Below are 23,139 nucleotides of genomic sequence, written 5' to 3' on the forward strand. Positions count from 1 at the left end.
TAGTAGTCATATCCTCAATCGATTAAAGGAGATCCAAATGAACGAACAACAATTTATTGAAGCATTAAGCAAACAGGGAATTGAACTTAACGAGAAGCAAATTGCACAGTTTAAAAAGTATTTTGAGTTATTAGTTGAGTGGAATGAAAAAATGAATTTAACAGCCATTACAGATTTAGAAGGCGTTTATTTAAAACATTTTTATGATTCCATTAGCGCGAGCTTTTACTTTGATTTTACAAAAGTAAATTCTGTTTGTGACGTAGGTGCAGGTGCAGGTTTTCCAAGTTTACCAATTAAAATTTGTTTCCCGCATTTACATGTGACAATTGTTGATTCCTTGAATAAACGAATTTCGTTTTTAAATCATTTGAGTGAGCAATTACAATTGGACAATGTTGAATTTGTCCACGCACGTGCAGAAGAATTTGGTCAAAATACAAAATATCGTGAGAGTTTTGATGTTGTAACTGCACGCGCGGTTGCACGCTTATCAGTACTATCAGAACTTTGTCTACCATTAGTTAAACAAGGAGGATATTTTGTAGCATTAAAGGCTGCAGCGGGTCCAGATGAGTTAAAAGATGCTAAAAAGGCGATTACAACTCTTGGTGCATCTCTAAAAGAAGAATTTGCTTATCTATTACCTGTTGAAGAAAGTGAACGAACTCTTTATATTTTTGATAAAATAAAACAAACACCAAAAAAATATCCACGAAAACCTGGTATACCTAATAAGACACCGATACAATAAAAATAGAATCATACGACTCGGGTATTTATAGCTATTAGGGGCTCTGTAAAACTTTTAACTATGCTAGATGAGCCCCGGCTATTTTCTTGTTTCACGTGAAACATTTTTTGTAAAATCATAAAATTTTTATTATATTTTAGAAATAATTTCCCCATTTGATGCATACATATTTTATATTTATGTTATTTTAATAGATTTGCTTCTATAGGACTCTGTACAATTCATAGATAATAAGAAATAATATTTATATGAGTATTGAGCAAGATAGTTTCTAAAAGGTGGTGCCTAATGAATGAAAAGTCCTTTTTCACGTTTTTTCGGAGGCGGAGAAAAACTAGTTTCTGAAGTTAAAAATGAAGTAGAAGAAGTAGAGCAGCTAGAAAACAGTAAAACTACTGAAGAAGTAGTAAAAATTCCAATAGATAAAGTTATTCCAAACCGGTTCCAACCTCGTGCTGTTTTTGACGAAGAAAAAATTGAAGAATTATCAAGAACCATTCATACACACGGTGTGATTCAACCTATTGTTGTTCGTCATTTTGATGAGGAACGCTATGAAATTATTGCAGGTGAGCGTCGCTACCGTGCGATGAAAAAACTAAATTGGACTGAAGTGCCGGCAATTGTTCGTAATTTAAATGATAAAGAAACTGCTTCTATTGCACTAATAGAGAATCTTCAACGTGAAGAATTAACAGCAATCGAGGAAGCATTAGCTTATCAGCAATTGTTAGAACTTCATTCACTTACACAAGAAGCACTTGCTCAACGTTTAGGAAAAGGTCAATCAACAGTAGCAAATAAATTGCGTTTATTAAAATTACCGCAATCGGTACAAGAGGCAATATTAAAAAGAGAGATTACAGAACGTCATGCAAGAGCCCTTATTTCAATTAAAGACGAAGAAACTCAAATTAATATTGTTAATTTGATAAAAGAAAATGATTGGAATGTTCGTCAGCTTGAGGATTATATCCAACAACTTACTTCTCCGAAAGAAGAAGAAGAGAAAAAGGAAAAACCTAAGCGCAAAGCAATTAGTAAGGATATTCGCATAGCATTAAATACAATCAAACAATCTCTTTCAATGGTCACAAAAAGTGGTATTCAACTAAAAACGGAAGAGGAAGATACAGATGATTACTACCAAATCACTGTAAAAATCCCTAAGAAAAAGGCATAAATGCAATTGGTTCCTAGAATTAACTATAGGAACCTTTTTTCTATAACAAAATCCTAGTTTTCTTTACTGTGAAAAATTCCTGTCTTTAATTTTCAAAAATTTCATACTTTCTTATTAAAATTAAATAATATATGTTTAGATTATGATACAACTAGAATCTAAATTTGATAAAATGAAAGAAGTCAGTCCAATCCTATTGGTTGGTAAGATAATACAGAATGTTTTAAGAAATTGATTGATGAAAGCAGGTGCAAGGATTGGGAAGAATTATAGCCATAACAAACCAAAAAGGTGGTGTAGGTAAAACTACAACATCTGTAAATTTGAGCGCTTGTCTTGCTTATTTAGGGAAAAAAGTACTGCTAATAGACATTGATCCACAAGGTAATGCAACAAGTGGTGTTGGGATAAATAAAGGCGAAATTCAAAGTTGTATCTATGATGTATTAATTGATGATGAAGATGTAAAAAACGTTACACAGCAGTCAAAAGTAGAAAATTTACACGTAGTACCGGCGACCATTTCTTTAGCAGGTGCTGAAATTGAACTTGTCTCCACGATTTCCCGTGAAGTGAGATTAAAACATGCTTTGCAAAATATAAAAGATCAGTACGATTTTATTATTATTGATTGTCCGCCTTCACTAGGGTTATTAACAATTAATGCATTAACTGCATCTGATGCTGTTATAATCCCAGTACAATGTGAGTACTACGCTCTAGAAGGTTTAAGTCAGCTCCTATCAACTGTTCGTCTAGTTCAAAAACATTTAAATCAGCATTTATATATAGACGGTGTTTTATTGACAATGTTGGATGCCCGTACAAATCTAGGATTACAAGTAATTGAGGAAGTAAAAAAATATTTCCAAGATAAAGTATATAAAACCATTATCCCGCGTAACGTTCGTTTAAGTGAAGCACCAAGCTTTGGTGAGCCGATTATTATCTATGATGCAAAATCTCGTGGAGCAGAAGTGTATTTAGAGTTAGCAAGGGAAGTGATAAAAAATGGCTAGAGGGTTAGGAAAAGGAATTGGAGCATTATTCCCAACGGAAACATTAGAAGAATTGCATAACGAAGACACAATTGAAAAAATTGAACTGCAAAAACTTGTTGTTAATCCATTTCAACCACGTAAAACTTTTGATGATGAAGCAATTGAAGAACTGGCACAATCCATTGTTGAACACGGAATTATTCAACCAATCGTAGTGCGAAAAAAGGGGAAAAAGTTTGAAATCGTTGTAGGTGAAAGAAGATTTCGAGCTGCTAAATTAGCAAATATACAAGAAATCCCCGCTATTGTAAGGGATATGACAGAAGAGCAAATGATGGAAGTAGCTATTTTAGAAAATCTTCAACGTGAAGATTTAACTCCTATCGAAGAAGCAGAAGCCTATCAAAGCTTAATTGAAAAATTGAATTTCACTCAAGAAGAATTGGCGAAACGATTGGGTAAAAGTAGACCTCATATTACAAACCATATGCGACTACTGCAATTACCAGAGGATGTACGTAGTTTAGTAAATGATGGAACACTATCAATGGGACATGGTCGTACACTCTTAGGTTTAAAAAACAAAAGAAAAATATCTGAAGTGGCGCAAAAAGTTATTAAACTTTCGTTAAATGTTCGACAATTAGAAGCTTTGATTAAACAATATAACGAAGAAGTTTCACGTGAAACAGAGAAGCCAGTGAAGAAAGATATATTTGTACAAGCGAAGGAAACACAATTACGCGAATATTTCGGTACAAATGTACAAATAAAGAAATCAAAAAATAAAGGGAAAATAGAAATTGAATTTTACTCGGAAGATGACCTAGAAAGAATTTTAGAGATATTACAATTAGAGCAAGAATAGGTAGTGAGCGCCAGGATTTAGGCGCTCTATTTTTCTGCTTAGTTAAGGAAGTATAAAATTTTGAACAGCGTCAAGCAGACAAATAGTCCCTCGAGTTTGTAGTTTGTCCTCGGGTAAAAGCTGAAAAAGGTATGTTTTTCGCCATTCTGACATACATGGATGTACGGGTGGCTACATTGTCTTACACTTTTGTTAATGTCGAACAGAGCTTAATGTGAATCCTATCGGCAAGACATAAGGTGTCACGCATAGACGACGTAGCTAAAGTGCTTGCGCTTTCTGAGAAAGAGGTTAATCAATGATATTGTTAGGCTCGTTAGTGAATGCATTATTAATTATTTTAGGTTCAATTATAGGGAGACTATTTAAAAACATCCCTGATACCATGAAAAATACTGTATTATCAATTATTGGCCTAGCTGTTGCAGTATTAGGAATACAGATGGGTTTTAAATCAAGCAATTTTATTATTGTTATTGTTAGTCTTGTTTTAGGTGCTGTGATTGGGGAATGGCTTGATTTAGATAAACAATTAATTCGTTTAGGTAAATGGGTTGAATCAAAACTAGGGAAAAAAACGTCTCAAAATAGTATCTCCGAAGGATTCGTAAATGCTACACTTATTTTTTTAATAGGATCCATGGGGGTACTCGGTGCGTTAGATAGTGGCTTAAGAAATGATCATTCAGTTCTTATAACAAAAGGGATAATTGATGGTTTTACCTCAATTGTATTATCATCAACGTTAGGAATTGGTGTTTTATTATCAGCAATCCCTGTATTTTTGTATCAGGGGATTATTGCCGTTTTCTCTGGATTTATAAGTGCATACATATCTGAAGCAGCATTAAATTTATTTATACAAGAGATGACGGCAACGGGAGGGGTCATGATTTTTGCTATTGGATTAAATATTGTAGGATTAACGAAAATTCGAGTAGCCAATCTGTTGCCGAGCATTGGAATAGTCGGTATTATCATCCCCATCATATTTCTTTTTCAATAAATGGCGCTGCCAAGATAGTAAAAGTGCACGAGCAATTTTATTACTCATTGAATAAGTCACATTTAAACGTGTATTTTGTAAAACAAGCATTTCCATAAAGCCTCCAACATTGACGATTCCTTTTATAGAAATGTCTCCGATTGGAGGTAATTCCTTTTTAACAGCTTTTCCAGGGAATAACGGCCCTTCCTGAACAACAATTTGACCAATATTTTTCTCATTGCCTAAACATGCGTCAATTGCAATAACAAATGGAGCAGTGGGTCTTTGTTGAATTTCTTCCAAGGTAGATGCTAAATTGATTGCATGTAGTGGGTTTTCAAGAGTACCAATTACTTCAAATGGAAACGAATGAAAATTTGATAAAAAACTGCCGGTTAATGGACCAAGGGCATCACCTGTTGAACGATCTGTACCAATACAACAAAAAATAAGCTGTTCATTATCGAAAGGAACATGTTGTAAAAATAAATCGCTTAAATGCCATAACGCACCAGTTTGCTCATGATGAACAGAAGCGTTTAACGTTTCATTTACTTTCTGCATGGACGATTCTCGCTTTCTTTATAAAATGTTAAAAATTTATCTTTTATGGTAAAAAATAAGCTATATTGTTATGAAGTATATTCAAATTTTTAGTTAGTTATACAAGGAGTGGAAAAATGGCTGAAGAAGTTATTGAAACAAATGCAAAAGGATTTGCAAAATGGACAGAAAAGACATGGGATTATCTAACGAGTGAGGAATTTTGGAGTGTAATATTACTCGCTTCTATTAAAATAATTGCAATTATTATTGCTTCTTATTTAGTCGTATTTATAGGGAAGAGAATTATTAGTCGCGTTTTAAGTTTAAGAATAAAGTCGCCATTAGGAAATTCAGAAAGGCGCCAACAAACAATTATTAAATTGCTTCAAAGTGTGCTTTCTTACTTAGTGTATTTTTCAGCAATTGTAGGGATTCTATCTGCTGTTAATATTCAAATTGCTGGGTTGCTTGCTGGAGCTGGGATTGCTTCTGTTGCAATCGCTTTTGGAGCACAAAGCTTAGTAAAAGATATTATTACAGGATTTTTTATTATTCTTGAAGATCAATTTGGCGTAGGTGATTATATCCGTTTAAATAATGCGGAAGGTACTGTCACTGAGATTGGATTACGTACTACAAAAATTCTAGGAATTACAGGTGAACAATATATTATTCCAAATGGCCAAATTTTAGATGTAGTGAATTTTTCCGTAAATAACTCAAAAGCAATTATCGATATGCAGGTCGGTATTGATGCTGATATAGAAAAAGTTGAAAAGTTATTAACGGAGTACTTAAAAACATTGCCTGCAAAATATGAAGAATTAATAGATGTACCGACATTTCTAGGTGTTCAAAATGTAGTAGGAACAGAAGTGACGATTCGAATTGTTGCCGAGACTAAGCCGTTGGAGCATTATGGCATTGCTCGTATTATTCGCAGAGATGTAAAAGAAATTTTAGATAAAAATGGAATACCGATGGCGTACCCGAAAATGATGCTTTATGATCGAGGTAATAAAGAATCAGGGAGGAATGAAGCATAATGGAAGCAAAATCATTTGAATTACATGATATTGTGGAGATGAAAAAACAGCATCCATGTGGATCAAATGCATGGAAAATTATTCGTATGGGAGCAGATATACGAATAAAATGCCAAGGATGTGGTCACAGCGTCATGATTCCTCGCCGTGAGTTTGAGAAAAAAATGAAAAAAGTCTTAGTAAAGGCAAATCAAGAATAAATTCATGACTAATTAGACTTTTTCACAACTTATCCAATATAATAAACAAAGGTTTAAAACGAAAATACATTAACTTGATAGAATTTTAGAAAGGTCGTGTCAAACGAATGTCTTTAACAGCAGGAATCGTAGGATTACCGAACGTTGGAAAATCAACATTATTTAACGCAATTACAAAAGCAGGTGCATTAGCGGCTAACTATCCATTCGCTACAATTGACCCTAATGTTGGGGTTGTAGAAGTTCCGGATGCGCGTCTAGATAAATTAACTGAACTAGTAGAACCGAAAAAAACAGTACCTACTGCCTTTGAATTTACTGATATTGCAGGGATTGTAAAAGGAGCTTCAAAAGGAGAAGGGCTAGGAAATAAATTCTTATCTCATATTCGCGAAGTAGATGCAATTTGCCAAGTAGTCCGTTGTTTTGAAGATGAAAATATTACCCACGTTTCAGGCTCAGTAAACCCAATTGATGATATCGAGGTTATTAATTTAGAGCTTATTTTAGCTGATATGGAATCAGTTGAAAAACGTCTTCAACGTGTAAGTAAAATGGCAAAGCAAAAAGATAAAGAGGCTTTGATTGAAGAGCCAGTACTTTTGAAAGTTAAAGAAGCATTAGAAAATGAAAAACCTGCACGATCTGTTGAATTATCTGATGATGAGCTAAAAGTTATAAAAGGGCTGCACCTTCTAACGATTAAACCAATGTTGTATGTTGCAAATGTATCTGAGGATGAGGTAGCGGATGCAGTGAACAATCAATATGTAAAACAAGTTCGTGAATACGCAGCAGCAGAAGGAGCACAGGTTATTACAGTTTGTGCCAAAATTGAAGAAGAAATTTCAGAGCTGGACAATGAAGAAAAAGCGATGTTCCTTGAAGAGCTTGGAATTGAAGAATCTGGTTTAGACCAACTAATTCGTGCATCTTATGACTTATTAGGCTTAGCAACATATTTCACAGCGGGTGTACAAGAAGTTCGTGCATGGACATTCCGCAAAGGAATGAAAGCTCCACAATGCGCGGGTATTATTCACTCTGATTTTGAAAGAGGATTTATTCGTGCGGAAACAGTTGCTTATGATGACCTAGTTGAAGCTGGTTCAATGGCAGCTGCGAAGGAAGCAGGAAAAGTAAGATTAGAAGGAAAAGACTATGTCGTTCAAGATGGCGATGTAATGTTGTTCCGCTTTAATGTTTAATTAGAAACGCACAAGCGTTCTGATTATCTCAGAATCGATGAGCTTATCCCACTTTAAACTTGAATGCAAATCGTCTCAAGGCTGGATAGCTTTCATAAGATATAATTATTAATAAAAGCAGGTAGTTCGATTTTTAATCGATATCTACCTGCTTATTTGTATAAATATATAACCTTGGCAGCTCGGGATCATCCTTCACTAGTACATCCTTTGGGAATTTACGAAGTTCCTTATACATGAAAAAGTCTCCGATTGCTCCGGCAATTAAAAAAGCTCCTAAAAGTACAAATAAATACGAATCATAAGCGAACCCTATTAATGATGGAATAACACCTGTTGTCCAAAATGGCAGCAGCAATGCTTTCTTCATAGCATCATTTCGCAAAGGTTTCGTAGTGGTTGCATAGGCAACACCTAGCTTTAAATTTAAACCATAATTTAGATCGCTATATTTTGCCTTTCCAAAAAGCATAAACCCTATTAAATGAAAAATTTCATGCAATACAATTAATACAATATAACCAAGGAAAAAAAGCACAATACTCCAAAAAGAAAATGAAACAGAGTATCTCTGATGTATGATACTATTCATGATGAAAAAGACAATACTTAAGACAAGCGTAAACCATATATTATATTTTGCGACTTTTTTCATTTCGAGTTCAATAATTATTGGCTGAGTGTTTTCAAACATCGTTTCACCGTCCTTTCTTTTAAAGTATAAAACTATCAGAAGATTATAGAAAGTAAAAGCACTAATTACTAGAGGAGAGAAAGTGGGACGCTTGCGCTTTTCTTATTGCATCTAGTTTAATTATATGATACAATTCTACGATGTGAGTATAGTATTACTTGCTCCTTGCTCTCTATTTAAAGAGAGCCAAAGTCCATAAGGAGGTGCAAAATAGATGACAAAGTATGAATTAATGTACATTGTTCGCCCAAACATTGAAGATGAAGCGAAAAAAGCATTAGTTGAACGCTTCAACGAAGTATTAACTTCAAACGGCGCTGAAATCATCGAAGCTAAAGAGTGGGGTAAACGCCGCTTAGCTTATGAAATCAACGACTTCCGCGAAGGTTACTACCAAATCGTGAAAGCTAACGCTGGTTCAGAAGCTATCAACGAATTTACTCGTCTAGCAAACATCAGCGAAGACATCATTCGTCACATCGCTATTCGTGAAGAAGCATAATAAAAACTAACTAAAACGCTGAAAAAGGAGGTTGTAATTGTGATAAACCATGTCGTATTAGTTGGAAGACTTACGAAGGATCCAGAACTTCGTTATACACCAAGTGGAGTTCCGATGACTCGCTTTACAGTCGCTGTAAATAGAGCATTTTCGAACCAATCTGGTGAGCGCGAAGCTGATTTTATCGGATGTATCGCTTGGAGAAAACAAGCCGAAAACTTAGCAAACTTTATGAGAAAAGGAAGTTTGATTGGTGTTGAAGGCCGCATTCAAACAGGCAGCTACGAGGGTCAGGATGGAAAACGTGTTTACACAACAGACGTTGTAGCGGATTCTGTACAATTTTTAGAGCCGCGAAACGCTGGTGGCGGAGCAAATATGCCAAATCAACAGTATGGAGGGCAATCATATGGGGGCAACCAACCTACATATAACACAAGCCAACCAAACCAACAATTTGGTAACCAGGGTCAAGATCCTTTTGCTTCATATCCACAAAGTCAACCTTCTGGAAATCAGCAAAATTATACACGTGTAGATGAGGATCCTTTTGCATCAAGCAAAGGTCCAATCGAAGTTTCTGAGGACGACTTACCGTTCTAAATGGAAAAGCGGAAGCGGTTCGTTAAGGCTCGAGACACGTTGGAAACTCCGACTAGAAGGCGCTTTTTGCCTTCGCTGGAGGAGTTGAAGCGATGCGAGAGCCTAGCCGCTAGCTAGACATTAAAAAAGCTTCGTGCACTTGGTCGTCAAACGCTCGAAGCAAGACAGGAAACTTAAAAAATAATAAAGGAGGATATCGAAATGGCACAACGTCGCGGAGGCCGCAAACGCCGTAAAGTTTGCTACTTCACTTCTAACAACATTACGCACATCGACTACAAAGATGTAGATTTACTTAAAAAGTTCATTTCTGAACGCGGTAAAATTTTACCACGTCGCGTAACTGGTACAAGTGCAAAATACCAACGTAAATTAACTACAGCTATTAAACGTGCTCGCATCATGGCACTACTTCCATTCGTAGCTGAAGATAAATAAGATATCTAAATTAAAGCACAACAAGGTTTAATCAAACTTTGTTGTGCTTTTTTTATAGGATTCCTACAATAGGCACTTTAAATTGCTTTGCCATATATATAAAATTTAAAAATCTAGCCGATACTGTATTTTTTATAAACAATAACTATTTCGGGTGGAACTGGTTAGGCTAATTTCTCCTGTTTAAGGGCATTAGAAAATGTAGAATTTGCAAGAAACAGTAATAGCTTGATGACTCTATACAACATTATGTAACAGCCTTATAAAATGCTAATCGTTGTAAGTCCACATACAATAAGCTTTTTGTTCAAAGCATTAGTGGAACACTAGCTATACGTATTTTCATTAAATAAAATCTTCTAATGTTCTAAAGGGGCTTTTTAATTTGAAGAAAATATTATTATTTTTCTCAATATTGTTTTCTACTACTGTAATTGTAATAGGAATATATTTGTTTTTCGGATTACCTTGGAAGCATCACGAATTAAAAGATGAAATGGTTCAGTATTTAGAAAATCGTTATAAAGATGATTTTTCTTTAGGAACACTTCATTATCAAATTGTAAATAAAAACGTGTATCATACAATGGCTACAGCAAAATCTACAAGTGTTTCATTTCATATTGAAATAACGCCCGATGGTAAAACAATAGAGGATGCTTATTCCATTGAATATTGGTCAGAAGCAGGAGAAAAATATCTTAAACCTATTGTAAAACAACATTTTCATGACATGTCATCGTTTTATAGCGATATTTATCTTCTTCAAGAAGAAGTATTCCAACTAGATACTTTAAATAATAATCGCGATGTCGCTTATTGGAATGTGTCAGTTGGGTTAGGTTATTCCTTAGACTCAGAGAATAAGACCGAAGAATTACAAAAAATAATTAATTTAATTCATGCATTAGAAAATGAGGGATTCATTATTAAATCATTATCCTTTGATTATCTAGGTAATATAATTATTATCCCAGATGTATACCAAAAAACATTTACTGAGGTAGATGATTTAATACCTTATTTAAAATCCCTTTAGATTCTTAGTGGTTAACACAGAGGGGTTACTTTTCTTGAAGTCTATATTCAAAGCCGAAGATAAAATAAGGTTAAAAATTTCTACTAAAACAGAGTGGAAATGAATATAATCAAAAAATCGACAAAATTCTAATTAGATTTTGTCGATTTTTTTATAGCTATGAATGCTGTAGTTATCTTCATTATCTATAAAAAGACGTGCTTGCAAAGCCAGTTAAAATAAAACTGGTATTTTATTGTTAATGTGGGAACTAATCATTTATCCCTATCCGCTTTTGTCCAATGACTAAAAAAATGGTACAATAAACGAATGAAAAAAGATTTTTTTAATAGCAAAAGGAAGGTTATAGATGCCGAATAATCAAACAAGAAGGCTTGCTCATGGCGCAATGATGATTGCATTATTTGCGATATTTATTGCAATCGCCTTTTATGTACCAATAATCAGTGTCATTGCTACTGTTTTTGCTCCACTACCAATTGCATGGTACAGCGCTAAGTATGATCGTAGTTCTTCTATATTAGTAGCAATTGTAGGATGTATAGTCTCCCTCTTTTTTGGAGGTTTAGTAATTTTACCGTTTTCACTTATTTTTGCATCAGTTGGGGTTGTAATAGGCGACGTACTTCGTTTAAAGAAAAGCAAAGTATTTTTATTTATGTCTTCAGGTATAACTGTACTAATTACTTTTGCTTTACAATATGTTATTTCAATAAAGTTATTCGAAACAGATTTTATACAAGAATCAATGCAGCTCATGCGTGAAAGTTATTCAAAGTCCATAGAGCTATCACAAAGTTTAACTGGCCAAACACCCATTGATCCGGTTACGCTGGAGGCAATGTTTGATATGATGGAGGCTTCTTTACCGGCTTCTATTACAATGGGGGCATTCTTCTTTGCGTTTATTATTATTTCAATTAATTTGCCGTTGTTAAAACGGTTAGGAATTAATGTACCGAAATTTCGTTCATTTAAAAATACCCGATTGCCTCGAGCAATATTATGGTATTACCTAATTGTATTAGCAATCAATTTATTTATTGGCCCTGAAACTGGTACACCTTTATATGTCATAGTTTTGAATTTTTCTCTAATATTATGGGTGCTTTTAACAATTCAAGGAGTATCTTTTGTTCATTTTGCCCTTGATGCTTTCGGTTCACCTAAATTTTTAAAGGTATTGGCAGCCATTATGGCAATTCCACTATATTCCTTTTATGTATTAATAGGAATATTGGACTTAGGTTTTGACATTCGTTCATTTGTCAAAGGAAAGATTCAGAAGTAGGGAGCTGATAAAATGGATACTTATAGGAAGCGACTCATACGACATCCTCTTATGTATCTAACGGTGATTGGTTTAATAGGTTCCATACTATTGTTCTTTTGGAATTTTTGGTTTGGAGCGGCCTATGCGGTCGTCATTGCCATCGGGTTAGTATATGCGTGGAGAATTGAGAAAATTACCTTTCAAGACACAGAAAAACATATAGAATCGCTCTCATTCCGAATGAAGAAAGTAGGAGCAGAAGCCCTATTAGAAATGCCAATCGGAATTTTGCTCGTGAATGACAAATTTGTTATTGAGTGGGCAAATCCATATATGTCCCAAATCCTTGATGAAGAGACATTGATTGGCCAAGAAATGTTTATTATTTCAGAAGATCTATACAGCCTTACAAAATCAGAAGAAAAGCGTGAAAAGACGGTTTCAATTGGTGATCGTCAATTTAAAGTTGTTTATAAACAGGAAGAAAAACTGCTTTATTTCTTTGATGTAACTGAGCAACTAAAAATTGAATCGAAATATTACGCAGATCGAACAGTTATTGCGATTTTATTTATTGATAATTATGATGAATTAACACAAGGCATGGATGATCAAGCAAGAAGTTTAACGAATACAATTGTTACTTCAATTATCAATGAGTGGGCTTTTGCACATGGAATTTTTGCAAAGCGGATTTCATCTGACCGATTTTTAGCTGTTTTAAATGAATCCATTTTAAGTGAACTTGAAAAGAAAAAATTCTCCATTTTAGATGATATTCGTGAAAAAACAGCTCAAAAAAACTTGTCACTAACATTAAGTATAGGTGTGGGTACCGGCTCCTCTTCTTTAATAAAACTAGGGGAATTGGCGCAATCGAGTTTAGATTTAGTTTTAGGACGCGGTGGAGACCAAGTTGCTATTAAACAACCGAATGGGAAATTAAAGTTTTATGGCGGCAAAACAAATCCAGTTGAAAAACGTACTCGGGTACGTGCGAGGGTAATTTCACATGCACTGCAGGATTTAATTAATGAAAGTGATCAAGTATTCATTATGGGTCATAAAAATCCTGATATGGATGCCATTGGGGCTGCCATTGGTGTACGTAAAATGGCTCTAAAAAATAAAGTAGAAGGCTATGTTGTTTTAAATTTTGACGAACTAAATGGCAGTGTTAGTCGTCTAATGAATGAAATTGAAAAGAACTCGGACTTTTATAATTACTTTATAACGCCAGATGAAGCACTTTCATTAATGACGGATAAATCTTTAGTAGTAATTGTTGATACACATAAACCGAGTCTTGTAATAGATGATCGTTTGCTAAAAAGATCAGAAATCGTCGTTGTGATTGACCATCATAGACGCGGAGAGGAATTCGTTCAAAACCCAACGTTGGTTTATATGGAGCCCTATGCTTCGTCTACAGCCGAGTTAGTTACAGAGCTTTTAGAGTATCAGCCTGAAGATGAAAAATTATCAAAGCTTGAAGCGACTGCGCTTTTATCAGGTATTATTGTAGATACAAAAAGCTTTACACTTCGAACAGGTGCAAGAACGTTTGAAGCTGCTTCCTATTTAAGAACATATGGTGCAGATACAATTTTAGTTCAACAGTTATTGAAAGAAGATATAGATACGTATATTGAACGTTCTAAAATAATACAAACAGTTGAGTTTGTCTACCCAGGCATTGCAGTAGCGTATGGCGGGGATAACAAACAATATGACTCTGTTTTAATTGCACAAACAGCAGATATTTTATTAACGATGAAGGATGTTTCGGCTTCTTTTGTCATTGCACATCGTTCAGATGGATTGATCGGAATTAGTGCCCGATCTCTAGGGGATATTAACGTCCAGCTTGTCATGGAAAACCTTGGCGGCGGAGGGCATTTAACAAATGCAGCTTGTCAAATAAAAGCAGATACAATAGAAGAAGCGGTGCTTTATTTAAGAAAAGCAATTCTTGAAACGCTTGAAGGGAGTAATGAGGAATGAAAGTAGTATTTTTAAAAGATGTAAAAGGTAAAGGGAAAAAGGGAGAAGTTAAAAACGTTGCAGACGGTTATGCACAAAACTTTTTAATAAAAAATGGTTATGCAGTTGAAGCAACAAATCAAGCACTTAGCCAATTAGAAGGACAAAAGAAATTAGAAGCTAAAAATGCTGCTGCTGAATTACAAGCAGCTAAAGATTTAAAAGAAAAGCTTGAAAATATTACAGTAGAAATTAAAGCGAAATCAGGTGAAGGCGGCCGCCTATTCGGCTCAGTATCAACTAAGCAAATTGCAGAAGCACTTCAAAAAGATTTTGGAATTAAAATAGATAAACGTAAAATGGATTGTAACGAAGGTATACGCTCTTTAGGCGTTACTAATGTACCCGTAAAACTTCACCATGAAGTAAAAGCAACATTAAAGGTACACGTTACGGAAGAAGCGTAAGGAGAGAACTCTATGAACGAAGGCGTTTTAGACCGCGTTCCACCGCATAATCATGAAGCAGAGCAATCGGTTATCGGTGCGATATTCCTTGAACCACAAGCCTTAATAACAGCATCAGAAATTTTAATACCTGAGGATTTTTACCGAATTGCTCATCAGAAAATTTTCCAAACGATGCTCGATTTAAGTGATCAAGGTAAAGCGATAGATGTTGTCACTGTTACAGAAGAACTTTCAGTAAAAAAGGAACTTGAAGATGTTGGGGGGCTTTCTTACTTAACAGAACTTGCAAATGCCGTCCCGACTGCTGCAAATATTGCTTACTACGCTAAAATCGTTGAAGAAAAAGCTCTTTTACGCCGCTTAATTCGTACAGCAACAAAGATAGTAGAAGATGGCTATACTCGTGAAGATGAGGTAGAAGCGCTTTTAGCGGATGCTGAAAAGAAAGTGATGGAGGTCGCTAGCCGTAAAAATGCCGGTGACTTCAAACATGTCAAAGATGTACTCGTTCAAACGTACGATAATATTGAACAGCTCCAATTCCGTGATGGAGATGTAACAGGAATTCCAACTGGTTTCCATGATTTAGACCGTATGACAGCAGGATTTCAACGTAATGATTTAATTATTGTGGCTGCCAGACCATCCGTTGGTAAAACCGCATTTGCATTGAATATTGCACAAAGTGTTGCGGTAAAAGCTCGCGAAAACGTTGCAATATTTTCTCTCGAAATGGGTGCAGAGCAGCTTGTAATGCGTCTCCTTTGTGCGGAAGGTAATATTGATGCTCAGGTGCTGCGTACAGGTGCTCTGACTTCGGAGGACTGGGGTAAGCTAACGATGGCGATGGGAAGCCTATCAAATTCAGGTATATATATTGATGATACACCTGGGTTGCGTATAAGCGAAATTCGTGCAAAATGTCGTCGTCTGGCTCAGGAACATGGATTAGGTATGATACTAATCGATTACTTGCAATTAATTCAAGGAAGCGGCAAAAGCGGTGAAAACCGTCAGCAGGAAGTTTCCGAGATTTCTCGTTCATTAAAAGCTCTTGCTCGTGAATTAAAGGTGCCTGTTATCGCACTATCACAGCTATCTCGTGGTGTAGAGCAACGACAAGATAAGCGCCCAATGATGAGTGATATTCGTGAATCGGGAAGTATTGAGCAAGACGCCGATATCGTAGCATTCTTATATCGTGATGACTACTACGATAAAGAGTCGGAAAACAAAAACATGATTGAAATCATTATTGCAAAGCAGCGTAACGGCCCAACAGGTACAGTTACACTTGCATTTAAAAAGGAGTTTAATAAGTTTATTAATATCGACTGGTCGCAGCATCAACAGCCAGTACCAGTTTAATAGGCTTAACTTTATAACACTATAAAACTATTTTCAGAACACGAACAATAATTCTATGTTGGAATTATTTGTTCGTGTTTTTTGCTTTTCTTCATTGACTTATACTAGCTATCACTGTTACAATTATTCTGTTTGATAAAGTAAAACTTCAATCGTTGTTTACCAAATGGTTGTTAGTTTAACTAATCGAGTATTTCCGAACAGTTAATGTTTTTTAAGTGGGAATTTTACTGATCGTGAATATGGGATAAAGGACGTAAACGCGTCTAGCGGAGGTGCTGATATGACATCAGTTGTAGTTGTGGGGACACAATGGGGAGACGAAGGTAAAGGAAAAATTACGGACTTCCTATCTAAAAAAGCAGATATAATCGCTCGTTTTTCCGGCGGAGATAACGCTGGTCATACAATTAAAATTGGCGATGAAACTTACAAATTGCATTTAATTCCATCAGGTATTTTTTATAAAGAAAAAACTTCAGTTATGGGCAATGGAATGGTAATCAATCCAAAATCATTAGTAACTGAACTAAAAGGATTGCAAGAACGCGGTATTGATACTTCTAATTTACGTATTTCAAACCGTGCGCAAGTAATTCTTCCTTATCACATCTATCAAGATAAAGTAGATGAAGCGGCTCGCGGCGATAACAAAATCGGTACTACTTGCAAAGGTATTGGTCCATGTTATCAAGACAAAATTGCTCGTATAGGTATTCGAGTAGCAGATTTACTTGATCGTGAAATCTTTGAACAAAAACTTCGTGAAAACTTAGAAAAGAAAAATCGTCTTTTTGAAAAATTTTATGAAGTAGAAGGTTTAAAATTCGAAGATATCTTTGAAGAATATTACGGCTATGGACAAGAAATTGCGAAATACGTAACGGATACTTCAAAAGTATTAAACGACGTACTAGATGAAGGTGGTCGTGTATTGTTTGAAGGTGCACAAGGTGTTATGTTAGATGTTGACCATGGTACGTATCCATTTGTTACATCTTCAAACCCTGTAGCTGGTGGTGTTACAACTGGTACAGGTATTGGTCCTTCTCACGTTTCCCGTGTAGTTGGGGTATGTAAAGCATATACTTCTCGCGTTGGTGACGGTCCATTCCCAACTGAATTATTTGATGAAACTGGCCACCATATTCGTGAAGTAGGTCGTGAATATGGTACAACAACAGGACGTCCACGCCGTGTTGGTTGGTTCGATTCAGTAGTAGTTCGCCATTCTCGTCGTGTAAGTGGTATTACAGATTTAGCACTTAACTCAATCGACGTATTAACTGGCTTAGATACTGTGAAAATTTGTACTGCTTATAAATATAACGGTGAAATCATCACGGAATACCCTGCAAGCTTAAATGTAATTGAAGCTTGTGAACCAGTATACGAAGAACTTCCAGGTTGGACAGAAGATGTGACAGGTGTTCGTACATTAGAAGAACTTCCTGAAAATGCTCGTAAATATGTAGAACGAGTAGTAGAGCTAACTGGCATCAACCTAATGACATTCTCAGTAGGCCCAGCTCGTGAGCAAACGAACATTGTTAATCCAATTTGGGATTAACAATATTCGTTCTGCACCGAAAGCGAAGCGGCAGGTGCAAACAAGGTAGTTCTGCACCGAAAGCAAAGCGACAGGTGCAAACAAGGTAGTTCTGCACCGAAAGCGAAGCGGCAGGTGCAAACAAGAGAATGAATAATCCAATTTGGGATTAACAATATTCGTTCTGCACCGAAAGCAAAGCGACAGGTGCAAACAAGGTAGTTCTGCACCGAAAGCAAAGCGACAGGTGCAAACAAGGTAGTTCTGCACCGAAAGCAAAGCGACAGGTGCAAACTTCATAAAGTATTTAAATTAAATCATAAAAAAGAATTCGCAACACAACTGTGATAAATGACAGACAGGTCACTAGTATACAGAAGTGAAGCGAATTCTTTTTGTTAATATTAGAATTATTCCTTCCAAATTAAAGGACAAAATAAAATTACTGCTCTCCTTTTAGTTATGCTTTGACTTTTTCATTTGTTAATAATGTAACATTACGATCTTTTTCTACTCCAATTTGATGAGGAGATAATTCAAAATGATCAATAGCTGTCCCCACTTTATTAGCAGCACTTTTTAAAATTTCATTGGATAATGTAATTTCTTTAATTTCTATTTGTTGTTCTGAAATTTCAATAATACGTGCACCGATTTCATCCATGACTGCTGAGAGTTGAACATATGTCCAATTGCCTTGTTGAACAATTGAATTATAGTGATTATGGCCATTTATATAAATGTTCACACCTTGTTTTTTATTTAAAATATCCTTTAATGGAATATTTGGATCAACACTTAGACCCTTTTTTTCAGAGTTCGATGTTGTTTCATAAACAGGATGGTGTGCAAATACTAGGACTGGATTTGTTTTAGCAAGTTCCAATTGTTTATCTAACCACTGTAACTGTGTTTCCTCTAATGTCCCACCCCAATCTTCAAAATCTTGATCTTTTGCAGTATCTAAAAATATTAAAGATGCATCCTCATTATGAATTGCATGATATCTCTTCTGTTTCGTAATTTTAAGCATTTCATTCTTTGGCAACCCGTAACAATCGTGATTTCCAATGACATGAATAAAAGGTTTATTAAATTTATGAATAATATCATAAATCTCCTTCAGCTCATCCTCCACACCATAATTTGTTAAATCACCTATTGAAACATACAAATCTACCTCAAGATTAAAAAATGACTCTAAGTATCCAGAGAAAAATATAGATCTTTCTGTCTCTATTTGATCATAGCTCTCTTTAATAGTTGGATAATGTAAATCTCCGAAAACTGCAATCTTCATAATGCCCCTCCTTTAAACTTATTATTACTAGGCTAAGGGTTGAATATTGTGAAGGAATAAAGGCGGTGTTTCTTTATTGTTAACGTATTAATCTACTGTAAATTAACTGTAAAAATATTAAGGATTCAATTAGCAAGGGTGGTCAAAGCTGTATGATTGCTATAAGAACTTTTGAAACAAAGGAGGAGCTATTATTTAATGAATAAAGATTTTAAAAAATTACAGGTAGTAGAAAGAATAAAAAAAAAGAATAAGATTGCTGCTATTAAATGTATGAAGGACTTTGATATTGTATTAGATTATGCAGATGATTTAGCAGCTGCATTTCTTTTAATGGGGAATATTTCGAACATAAAAAGATACGTAGACGCTATACAGAATAAAGGGTTGCCAGTTTTTATTCATATCGAAAAAGTAGGGGGACTAGCATTAAATAATGAAGGGGTTGAATTTATTTCAAGCATCGTAAAACCTGTAGGAATTATTACGACGAAGCCAAACTTAATAAAAAAAGCACAGACACATGGTTTAATGGCAATTCAAAGAGTCTTTATGATTGATACAGAAGTATTTGAGAATACTTTGAATTTAAAAGAACATCGGCCAGATATAATTGAAATTATGCCTTCGCCCCTATATCACATTATTTCTGAATTAACTAGTAGGATAGAGATACCAATCATAACAGGGGGTCTTATTCACTCAACAGATGATATGAAAAAAAGTCTTAATGCAGGGGCAATTGCTGTTAGCACTTCAAACAATAAAGTTTGGAGAGAGAATGTGAATTTAAATTAACAAAGATAAACAAACATTAATAAAAACACAATATCGCCTTAATAATTAGATGATAATTTAAAAAAGACAAGTAGATAGAAACTTTGGTTTGAACTAAGAGAAACCTCAAATATTCTTTGAAGACTTTGAATCTTCAAGGATTGTTTGAGGTTTTTTTAATTAGTTTTATTCTATTTGTCTAATAAATAGGAGGAGTTGAAAATATGAAAAAAGTTTATTCATTAATGTTTCTTTTGCTTTTGGTGACCGGCTTAGCAGCTTGTACAGGAGAAAAGGAAGAATCATCATCTGAAGCAGCAACAAATTCAGAAGGAAAAACAGTCATTGAATATTGGCATGTTAATGCTGAAACACAGGGTGGTAAAACAGTTGAGGAACTAGTTTCCAGCTTTAATGAACAAAGTGAAACTGTTGAAGTTGTGGCGAAATACAATCCTGATATGTACAAAGGGCTAATGCAAAATTTACAAGCAGAGGCAGCAGCGGGAACATCACCTGCTGTAGTACAAGTAGGATGGGCGTTTTTAGATTATTTTTCTAATACATTTGAATACACAGAACCACAAACAATTATCGATCAGCATTTTCCGGATGATAAAACATTTTTAACAGATAACTTTTTACCAAATATTTTAGATTTGGCGGTTAATAACGAAGGTAAACAAGTTGGAATCCCCTACTCATTAAGTACACCAGTTTTATATCTTAATAAAGATTTATTACGTGAGGCGGGCTTAGATGAGAACGGTCCAAAAACTTGGGAAGAATTAAAAACTTTCGCCGAAGCAGTAAAAGAAAAAACGGGTAAATATGGGCTGTATATACAAGAACCTGCGGACAACTGGGCAACACAAGCACTTCTTGAATCAAACGGTGCTCAAATGATTACAAACGGTAAAGCTACTTTCGCATCAGAAGAAGGAATTCAGGCATATTCATTATGGGCAGACTTAGTAGCCTCAAAATCAGCTTTACATATCGGATGGGATCAAGGAGTTCAAAGCTTTATTGATGGCAATGTAGCGATGTTGTATACAACAATCGCACAACGCTCAAATGTACAAAACAACGCTAAATTTGATGTAGCTACTGTAAAATCGCCAGCTTGGGAAGGTAAACAAGTAAAGCTTCCAGCAGGTGGAGCAATGCTAGCTATCACTGCAAAAGGAGAAGAACAACAAAAGGCTGCTTGGGAATTCATGAAATACTTATATAGTGTCGAGTCTATTGCAAAATGGACTGAAGGTACAGGATATGTTCCACCTCGTGAAGGTGTGGCTGATGCAGAAAACGGCTTGAAACAATTCCTAGAAGAAAATGAAATGATGCAAGCAGCAATCGATCAAATGGATGTCGTTGTACCGTGGACTTCTTTCCCAGGAGATGCAGGTCTTCAAGCAGAACAAATGTTAATTGATATGAGGGACCAAGTATTAAGTGGCTCAATCACTGTTGAAGAAGGTCTAAAGCAAACACAAGAGCAGATCAATTCACTCTTACAATAGATAATACCTGTAAAGAGGAGGAAGGGTGTTCTAGTAGTCTACCTTCATTGACTAGAATGCCCTTTAAATTAAAAGAAATGGTGATGATATGACGACAACGATATTATCAATTAAAAATAAGGAAGGTCGCATTCAAAAGATTGCTCCCTATGCATTGTTGCTGCCTTCTTTAATTGTCTTAGGCTTTTTCATGTTTTGGCCGTTTTTATATACGATTTATTTAAGTTTTTTTGATTGGAATATGGTTAGTACAACAAAAGAGTTTGTAGGATTTGAAAATTATATTGATGTACTCAAAGATCCAGTCACTTGGAAGGTAATGGGTAATACAATGTTATACATTGTACTCCTATTAGCTGTGAACTTTGTTGTACCGTATATATTCGCCTATGTAGTAGAATTTGTTCTTCAACGTATGAAAGGATTTTATAAATCAGCATTTTTCTTGCCGGCATTTATTTCCTTAGTGGTAGGTTCAATCTTATTTACGTGGATTTTAAATCCTGTTTCAGGACCTGTTGCTATTATTGCAGGTTGGTTCAATATAACAATCCCCATTTGGAGTAAGTTAGATGGTTGGGTCATTGTTGTCATTACACTTATTACATCATGGAAAATTTGGGGTTATCATTTTATTTTACTCTTTGCTTCTATTAGTGGAATTTCAAAAGAAGTCATTGAAGCAGCACGTCTTGACAATATTCCTCTATGGAGAATTTTCTTTCGTATTGTTGTGCCAATGAGCAGCTCGACTGGAATTTATGTGTTTATTATTACTATTGTTCAAGGATTACAATTTGCATTTACACCTATAAAAGTTATCACGCAAGGTGGACCGAATTATGCCAGTTCAAACGTGATTTATCAAGCATTTCATGAGGCATTTGTGCTATATCGCACAGGGCATTCTGCAGCATTATCAACTATTACGATGATTATCTTTATCTTCTTGCTCATTGTTGAATTTAAATTTGTAGAAAGAAGGATTTATTATGAAAATAAATAAACGGTGGGAGATTCCTTGGCATATTATTTTTTTCATATTTATCCTGGTATTACTATATCCTATTTTTTATGCGCTTGGATTTTCTTTAAAATCGTTGCAGGACGCCTATAACAGTCCACTTTCAATAATTCCGAAAAATATAACGTTTGAAAACTTCAATCAATTATTCACAAGTTTACCAGCGTTAAAAATTACATGGAATACTTTTGTAATTGCTTCAGTTGTAACGATTTTTAAAATCATTACATCATTTCTGGCAGCATATGCCTTTGTATATTTCATTTTTAAAGGAAAAAACGTTATCTATTTTTTCCTAATTAGTACGATTTTTTTACCCTTTACGATCACAATGATTCCAAACTATTTAATTATATCGTCATTAGGTTTAGCTGATTCTGTTTGGGGCGTTATATTGCCGCAGCTTGCAGATGCAATGGGAATATTTTTATTAACACAGGCGATGCGCTCTATTCCTGTTTCGTTAATAGAAGTAGCTCGACTGGATAATATGGAACATTGGCGCATCATGAAAGATATTGTACTGCCTTTAGTACGTCCAGCAGTAACATCCACAAGTATTTGGTTTTTCATTATGGCTTGGAATGAATATGTATGGCCGGTATTAATTTTAAAAACGGTAGATAATTATACATTGCCACTAGCACTACAAATGTATATAAGTTCCGAGGGTGGAACGAATTTTACTGTAGCGATGGCAGTGTCAGTTATAACAATGATTATTCCACTTACTCTTTATTTAACATTCCAAAAATATATTATCGGTACATTTGTTTCTTCAGGTATTAAATAATGGAAA

Annotated in this window: 24 protein-coding genes; 21 read left to right on the top strand and 3 right to left on the bottom strand. The window is 35.0% G+C overall.

Annotated elements, in window-relative coordinates:
- The first annotated feature begins 37 nt into the window (after positions 1–37).
- From rsmG to EKG35_RS07475, 5 genes are all read left to right on the top strand, one after another.
- Positions 38–754: a 16S rRNA (guanine(527)-N(7))-methyltransferase RsmG gene (gene rsmG, locus EKG35_RS07455; RefSeq protein WP_126293814.1), complete on the top strand. Its 717-nt coding sequence runs from the start codon at positions 38–40 to the stop codon at positions 752–754.
- A 292-nt stretch (positions 755–1,046) separates the two neighbouring features.
- Positions 1,047–1,937 (top strand): nucleoid occlusion protein, encoded by an 891-nt coding sequence (noc, locus tag EKG35_RS07460; protein WP_126293815.1) that lies wholly within the window; start codon positions 1,047–1,049, stop codon positions 1,935–1,937.
- A gap of 257 nt (positions 1,938–2,194) precedes the next feature.
- Complete coding sequence (locus tag EKG35_RS07465) at positions 2,195–2,956, top strand: ParA family protein (protein WP_126293816.1); 762 nt, start codon at positions 2,195–2,197, stop codon at positions 2,954–2,956.
- Positions 2,949–3,806 carry a ParB/RepB/Spo0J family partition protein gene (locus EKG35_RS07470; protein ID WP_126293817.1) on the top strand — a complete coding sequence of 286 codons (858 nt, stop codon included), beginning with the start codon at positions 2,949–2,951 and terminating at the stop codon, positions 3,804–3,806. The genes EKG35_RS07465 and EKG35_RS07470 overlap by 8 nt, the downstream gene beginning before the upstream one ends.
- Before the next feature lie 298 nt (positions 3,807–4,104).
- Positions 4,105–4,812, top strand: a complete 708-nt coding sequence (locus tag EKG35_RS07475) for a DUF554 domain-containing protein (RefSeq protein ID WP_126293818.1) — start codon at positions 4,105–4,107, stop codon at positions 4,810–4,812.
- Here the strand turns inward: EKG35_RS07475 and yyaC are convergent.
- A complete protein-coding gene (gene yyaC, locus EKG35_RS07480; protein ID WP_126293819.1) occupies positions 4,729–5,358 on the bottom strand; it encodes a spore protease YyaC in 630 nt (209 codons plus the stop codon). The two genes, EKG35_RS07475 and yyaC, sit on opposite strands and share 84 nt — an antisense overlap.
- Before the next feature lie 116 nt (positions 5,359–5,474).
- On the opposite strand from yyaC, the gene EKG35_RS07485 reads away from it, so the two are divergent.
- The 3 genes from EKG35_RS07485 (at position 5,475) to ychF (ending at position 7,794) form a co-directional block, all read left to right on the top strand.
- Positions 5,475–6,386 carry a mechanosensitive ion channel family protein gene (locus EKG35_RS07485; protein WP_126293820.1) on the top strand — a complete coding sequence of 304 codons (912 nt, stop codon included), beginning with the start codon at positions 5,475–5,477 and terminating at the stop codon, positions 6,384–6,386.
- Positions 6,386–6,586: a DUF951 domain-containing protein gene (locus EKG35_RS07490; RefSeq protein ID WP_126293821.1), complete on the top strand. Its 201-nt coding sequence runs from the start codon at positions 6,386–6,388 to the stop codon at positions 6,584–6,586. The genes EKG35_RS07485 and EKG35_RS07490 overlap by 1 nt, the downstream gene beginning before the upstream one ends.
- 107 nt (positions 6,587–6,693) lie before the next feature.
- Entirely contained in the window at positions 6,694–7,794 is a 1,101-nt protein-coding gene (gene ychF / locus EKG35_RS07495) for a redox-regulated ATPase YchF (protein WP_126293822.1), read from the top strand.
- Positions 7,795–7,927: 133 nt separating this feature from the next.
- Here ychF and EKG35_RS07500 read toward each other — a convergent pair whose 3' ends face one another.
- Positions 7,928–8,488: a DUF3267 domain-containing protein gene (locus EKG35_RS07500; RefSeq protein ID WP_126293823.1), complete on the bottom strand. Its 561-nt coding sequence runs from the start codon at positions 8,486–8,488 to the stop codon at positions 7,928–7,930.
- A 214-nt stretch (positions 8,489–8,702) separates the two neighbouring features.
- Here EKG35_RS07500 and rpsF point away from each other — a divergent pair, with 214 nt between their 5' ends.
- The 9 genes from rpsF (at position 8,703) to EKG35_RS07545 (ending at position 17,734) form a co-directional block, all read left to right on the top strand.
- On the top strand, positions 8,703–8,990 hold the full coding sequence (rpsF, locus tag EKG35_RS07505) for a 30S ribosomal protein S6 (protein WP_126293824.1): 288 nt from the start codon (positions 8,703–8,705) through the stop codon (positions 8,988–8,990).
- A 39-nt stretch (positions 8,991–9,029) separates the two neighbouring features.
- Entirely contained in the window at positions 9,030–9,593 is a 564-nt protein-coding gene (ssb, locus tag EKG35_RS07510; RefSeq protein ID WP_126293825.1) for a single-stranded DNA-binding protein, read from the top strand.
- Between the two features lie 201 nt (positions 9,594–9,794).
- Positions 9,795–10,031: a 30S ribosomal protein S18 gene (gene rpsR / locus EKG35_RS07515; protein ID WP_016838914.1), complete on the top strand. Its 237-nt coding sequence runs from the start codon at positions 9,795–9,797 to the stop codon at positions 10,029–10,031.
- 385 nt (positions 10,032–10,416) lie between these two features.
- Positions 10,417–11,070: a hypothetical protein gene (locus EKG35_RS07520; RefSeq protein ID WP_126293826.1), complete on the top strand. Its 654-nt coding sequence runs from the start codon at positions 10,417–10,419 to the stop codon at positions 11,068–11,070.
- Positions 11,071–11,419: 349 nt separating this feature from the next.
- Positions 11,420–12,361, top strand: a complete 942-nt coding sequence (locus EKG35_RS07525) for a YybS family protein (protein WP_126293827.1) — start codon at positions 11,420–11,422, stop codon at positions 12,359–12,361.
- Between the two features lie 12 nt (positions 12,362–12,373).
- Entirely contained in the window at positions 12,374–14,347 is a 1,974-nt protein-coding gene (locus tag EKG35_RS07530) for a DHH family phosphoesterase (protein WP_126293828.1), read from the top strand.
- Complete coding sequence (rplI, locus tag EKG35_RS07535; protein ID WP_126293829.1) at positions 14,344–14,793, top strand: 50S ribosomal protein L9; 450 nt, start codon at positions 14,344–14,346, stop codon at positions 14,791–14,793. The genes EKG35_RS07530 and rplI overlap by 4 nt, the downstream gene beginning before the upstream one ends.
- Positions 14,794–14,805: 12 nt before the next feature.
- The gene (gene dnaB, locus EKG35_RS07540; RefSeq protein ID WP_126293830.1) at positions 14,806–16,164 is read left to right on the top strand and encodes a replicative DNA helicase; all 1,359 of its coding nucleotides are present in this window, start codon (positions 14,806–14,808) and stop codon (positions 16,162–16,164) included.
- Positions 16,165–16,447: 283 nt separating this feature from the next.
- Positions 16,448–17,734 carry an adenylosuccinate synthase gene (locus EKG35_RS07545; RefSeq protein ID WP_126293831.1) on the top strand — a complete coding sequence of 429 codons (1,287 nt, stop codon included), beginning with the start codon at positions 16,448–16,450 and terminating at the stop codon, positions 17,732–17,734.
- Positions 17,735–18,173: 439 nt separating this feature from the next.
- Here the strand turns inward: EKG35_RS07545 and EKG35_RS07550 are convergent, their stop codons facing one another.
- Entirely contained in the window at positions 18,174–19,013 is an 840-nt protein-coding gene (locus EKG35_RS07550) for a metallophosphoesterase family protein (protein ID WP_126293832.1), read from the bottom strand.
- 198 nt (positions 19,014–19,211) lie between these two features.
- Between EKG35_RS07550 and EKG35_RS07555 the strand changes: the two genes are divergently transcribed.
- The 4 genes from EKG35_RS07555 (at position 19,212) to EKG35_RS07570 (ending at position 23,133) form a co-directional block, all read left to right on the top strand.
- Positions 19,212–19,811: a glycerol-3-phosphate responsive antiterminator gene (locus EKG35_RS07555; protein WP_126293833.1), complete on the top strand. Its 600-nt coding sequence runs from the start codon at positions 19,212–19,214 to the stop codon at positions 19,809–19,811.
- Positions 19,812–20,014: 203 nt separating this feature from the next.
- Positions 20,015–21,316, top strand: a complete 1,302-nt coding sequence (locus tag EKG35_RS07560; protein WP_126293834.1) for an ABC transporter substrate-binding protein — start codon at positions 20,015–20,017, stop codon at positions 21,314–21,316.
- Between the two features lie 88 nt (positions 21,317–21,404).
- Positions 21,405–22,322, top strand: a complete 918-nt coding sequence (locus tag EKG35_RS07565; protein WP_126293835.1) for a carbohydrate ABC transporter permease — start codon at positions 21,405–21,407, stop codon at positions 22,320–22,322.
- Positions 22,309–23,133: a carbohydrate ABC transporter permease gene (locus tag EKG35_RS07570; protein WP_126293836.1), complete on the top strand. Its 825-nt coding sequence runs from the start codon at positions 22,309–22,311 to the stop codon at positions 23,131–23,133. Before EKG35_RS07565 ends, EKG35_RS07570 begins: the two co-directional genes overlap by 14 nt.
- Positions 23,134–23,139: the final 6 nt, after the last annotated feature.

The organism is Lysinibacillus telephonicus, assembly GCF_003966145.1.
Taxonomy (GTDB): Bacteria; Bacillota; Bacilli; order Bacillales_A; family Planococcaceae; genus Ureibacillus; species Ureibacillus telephonicus.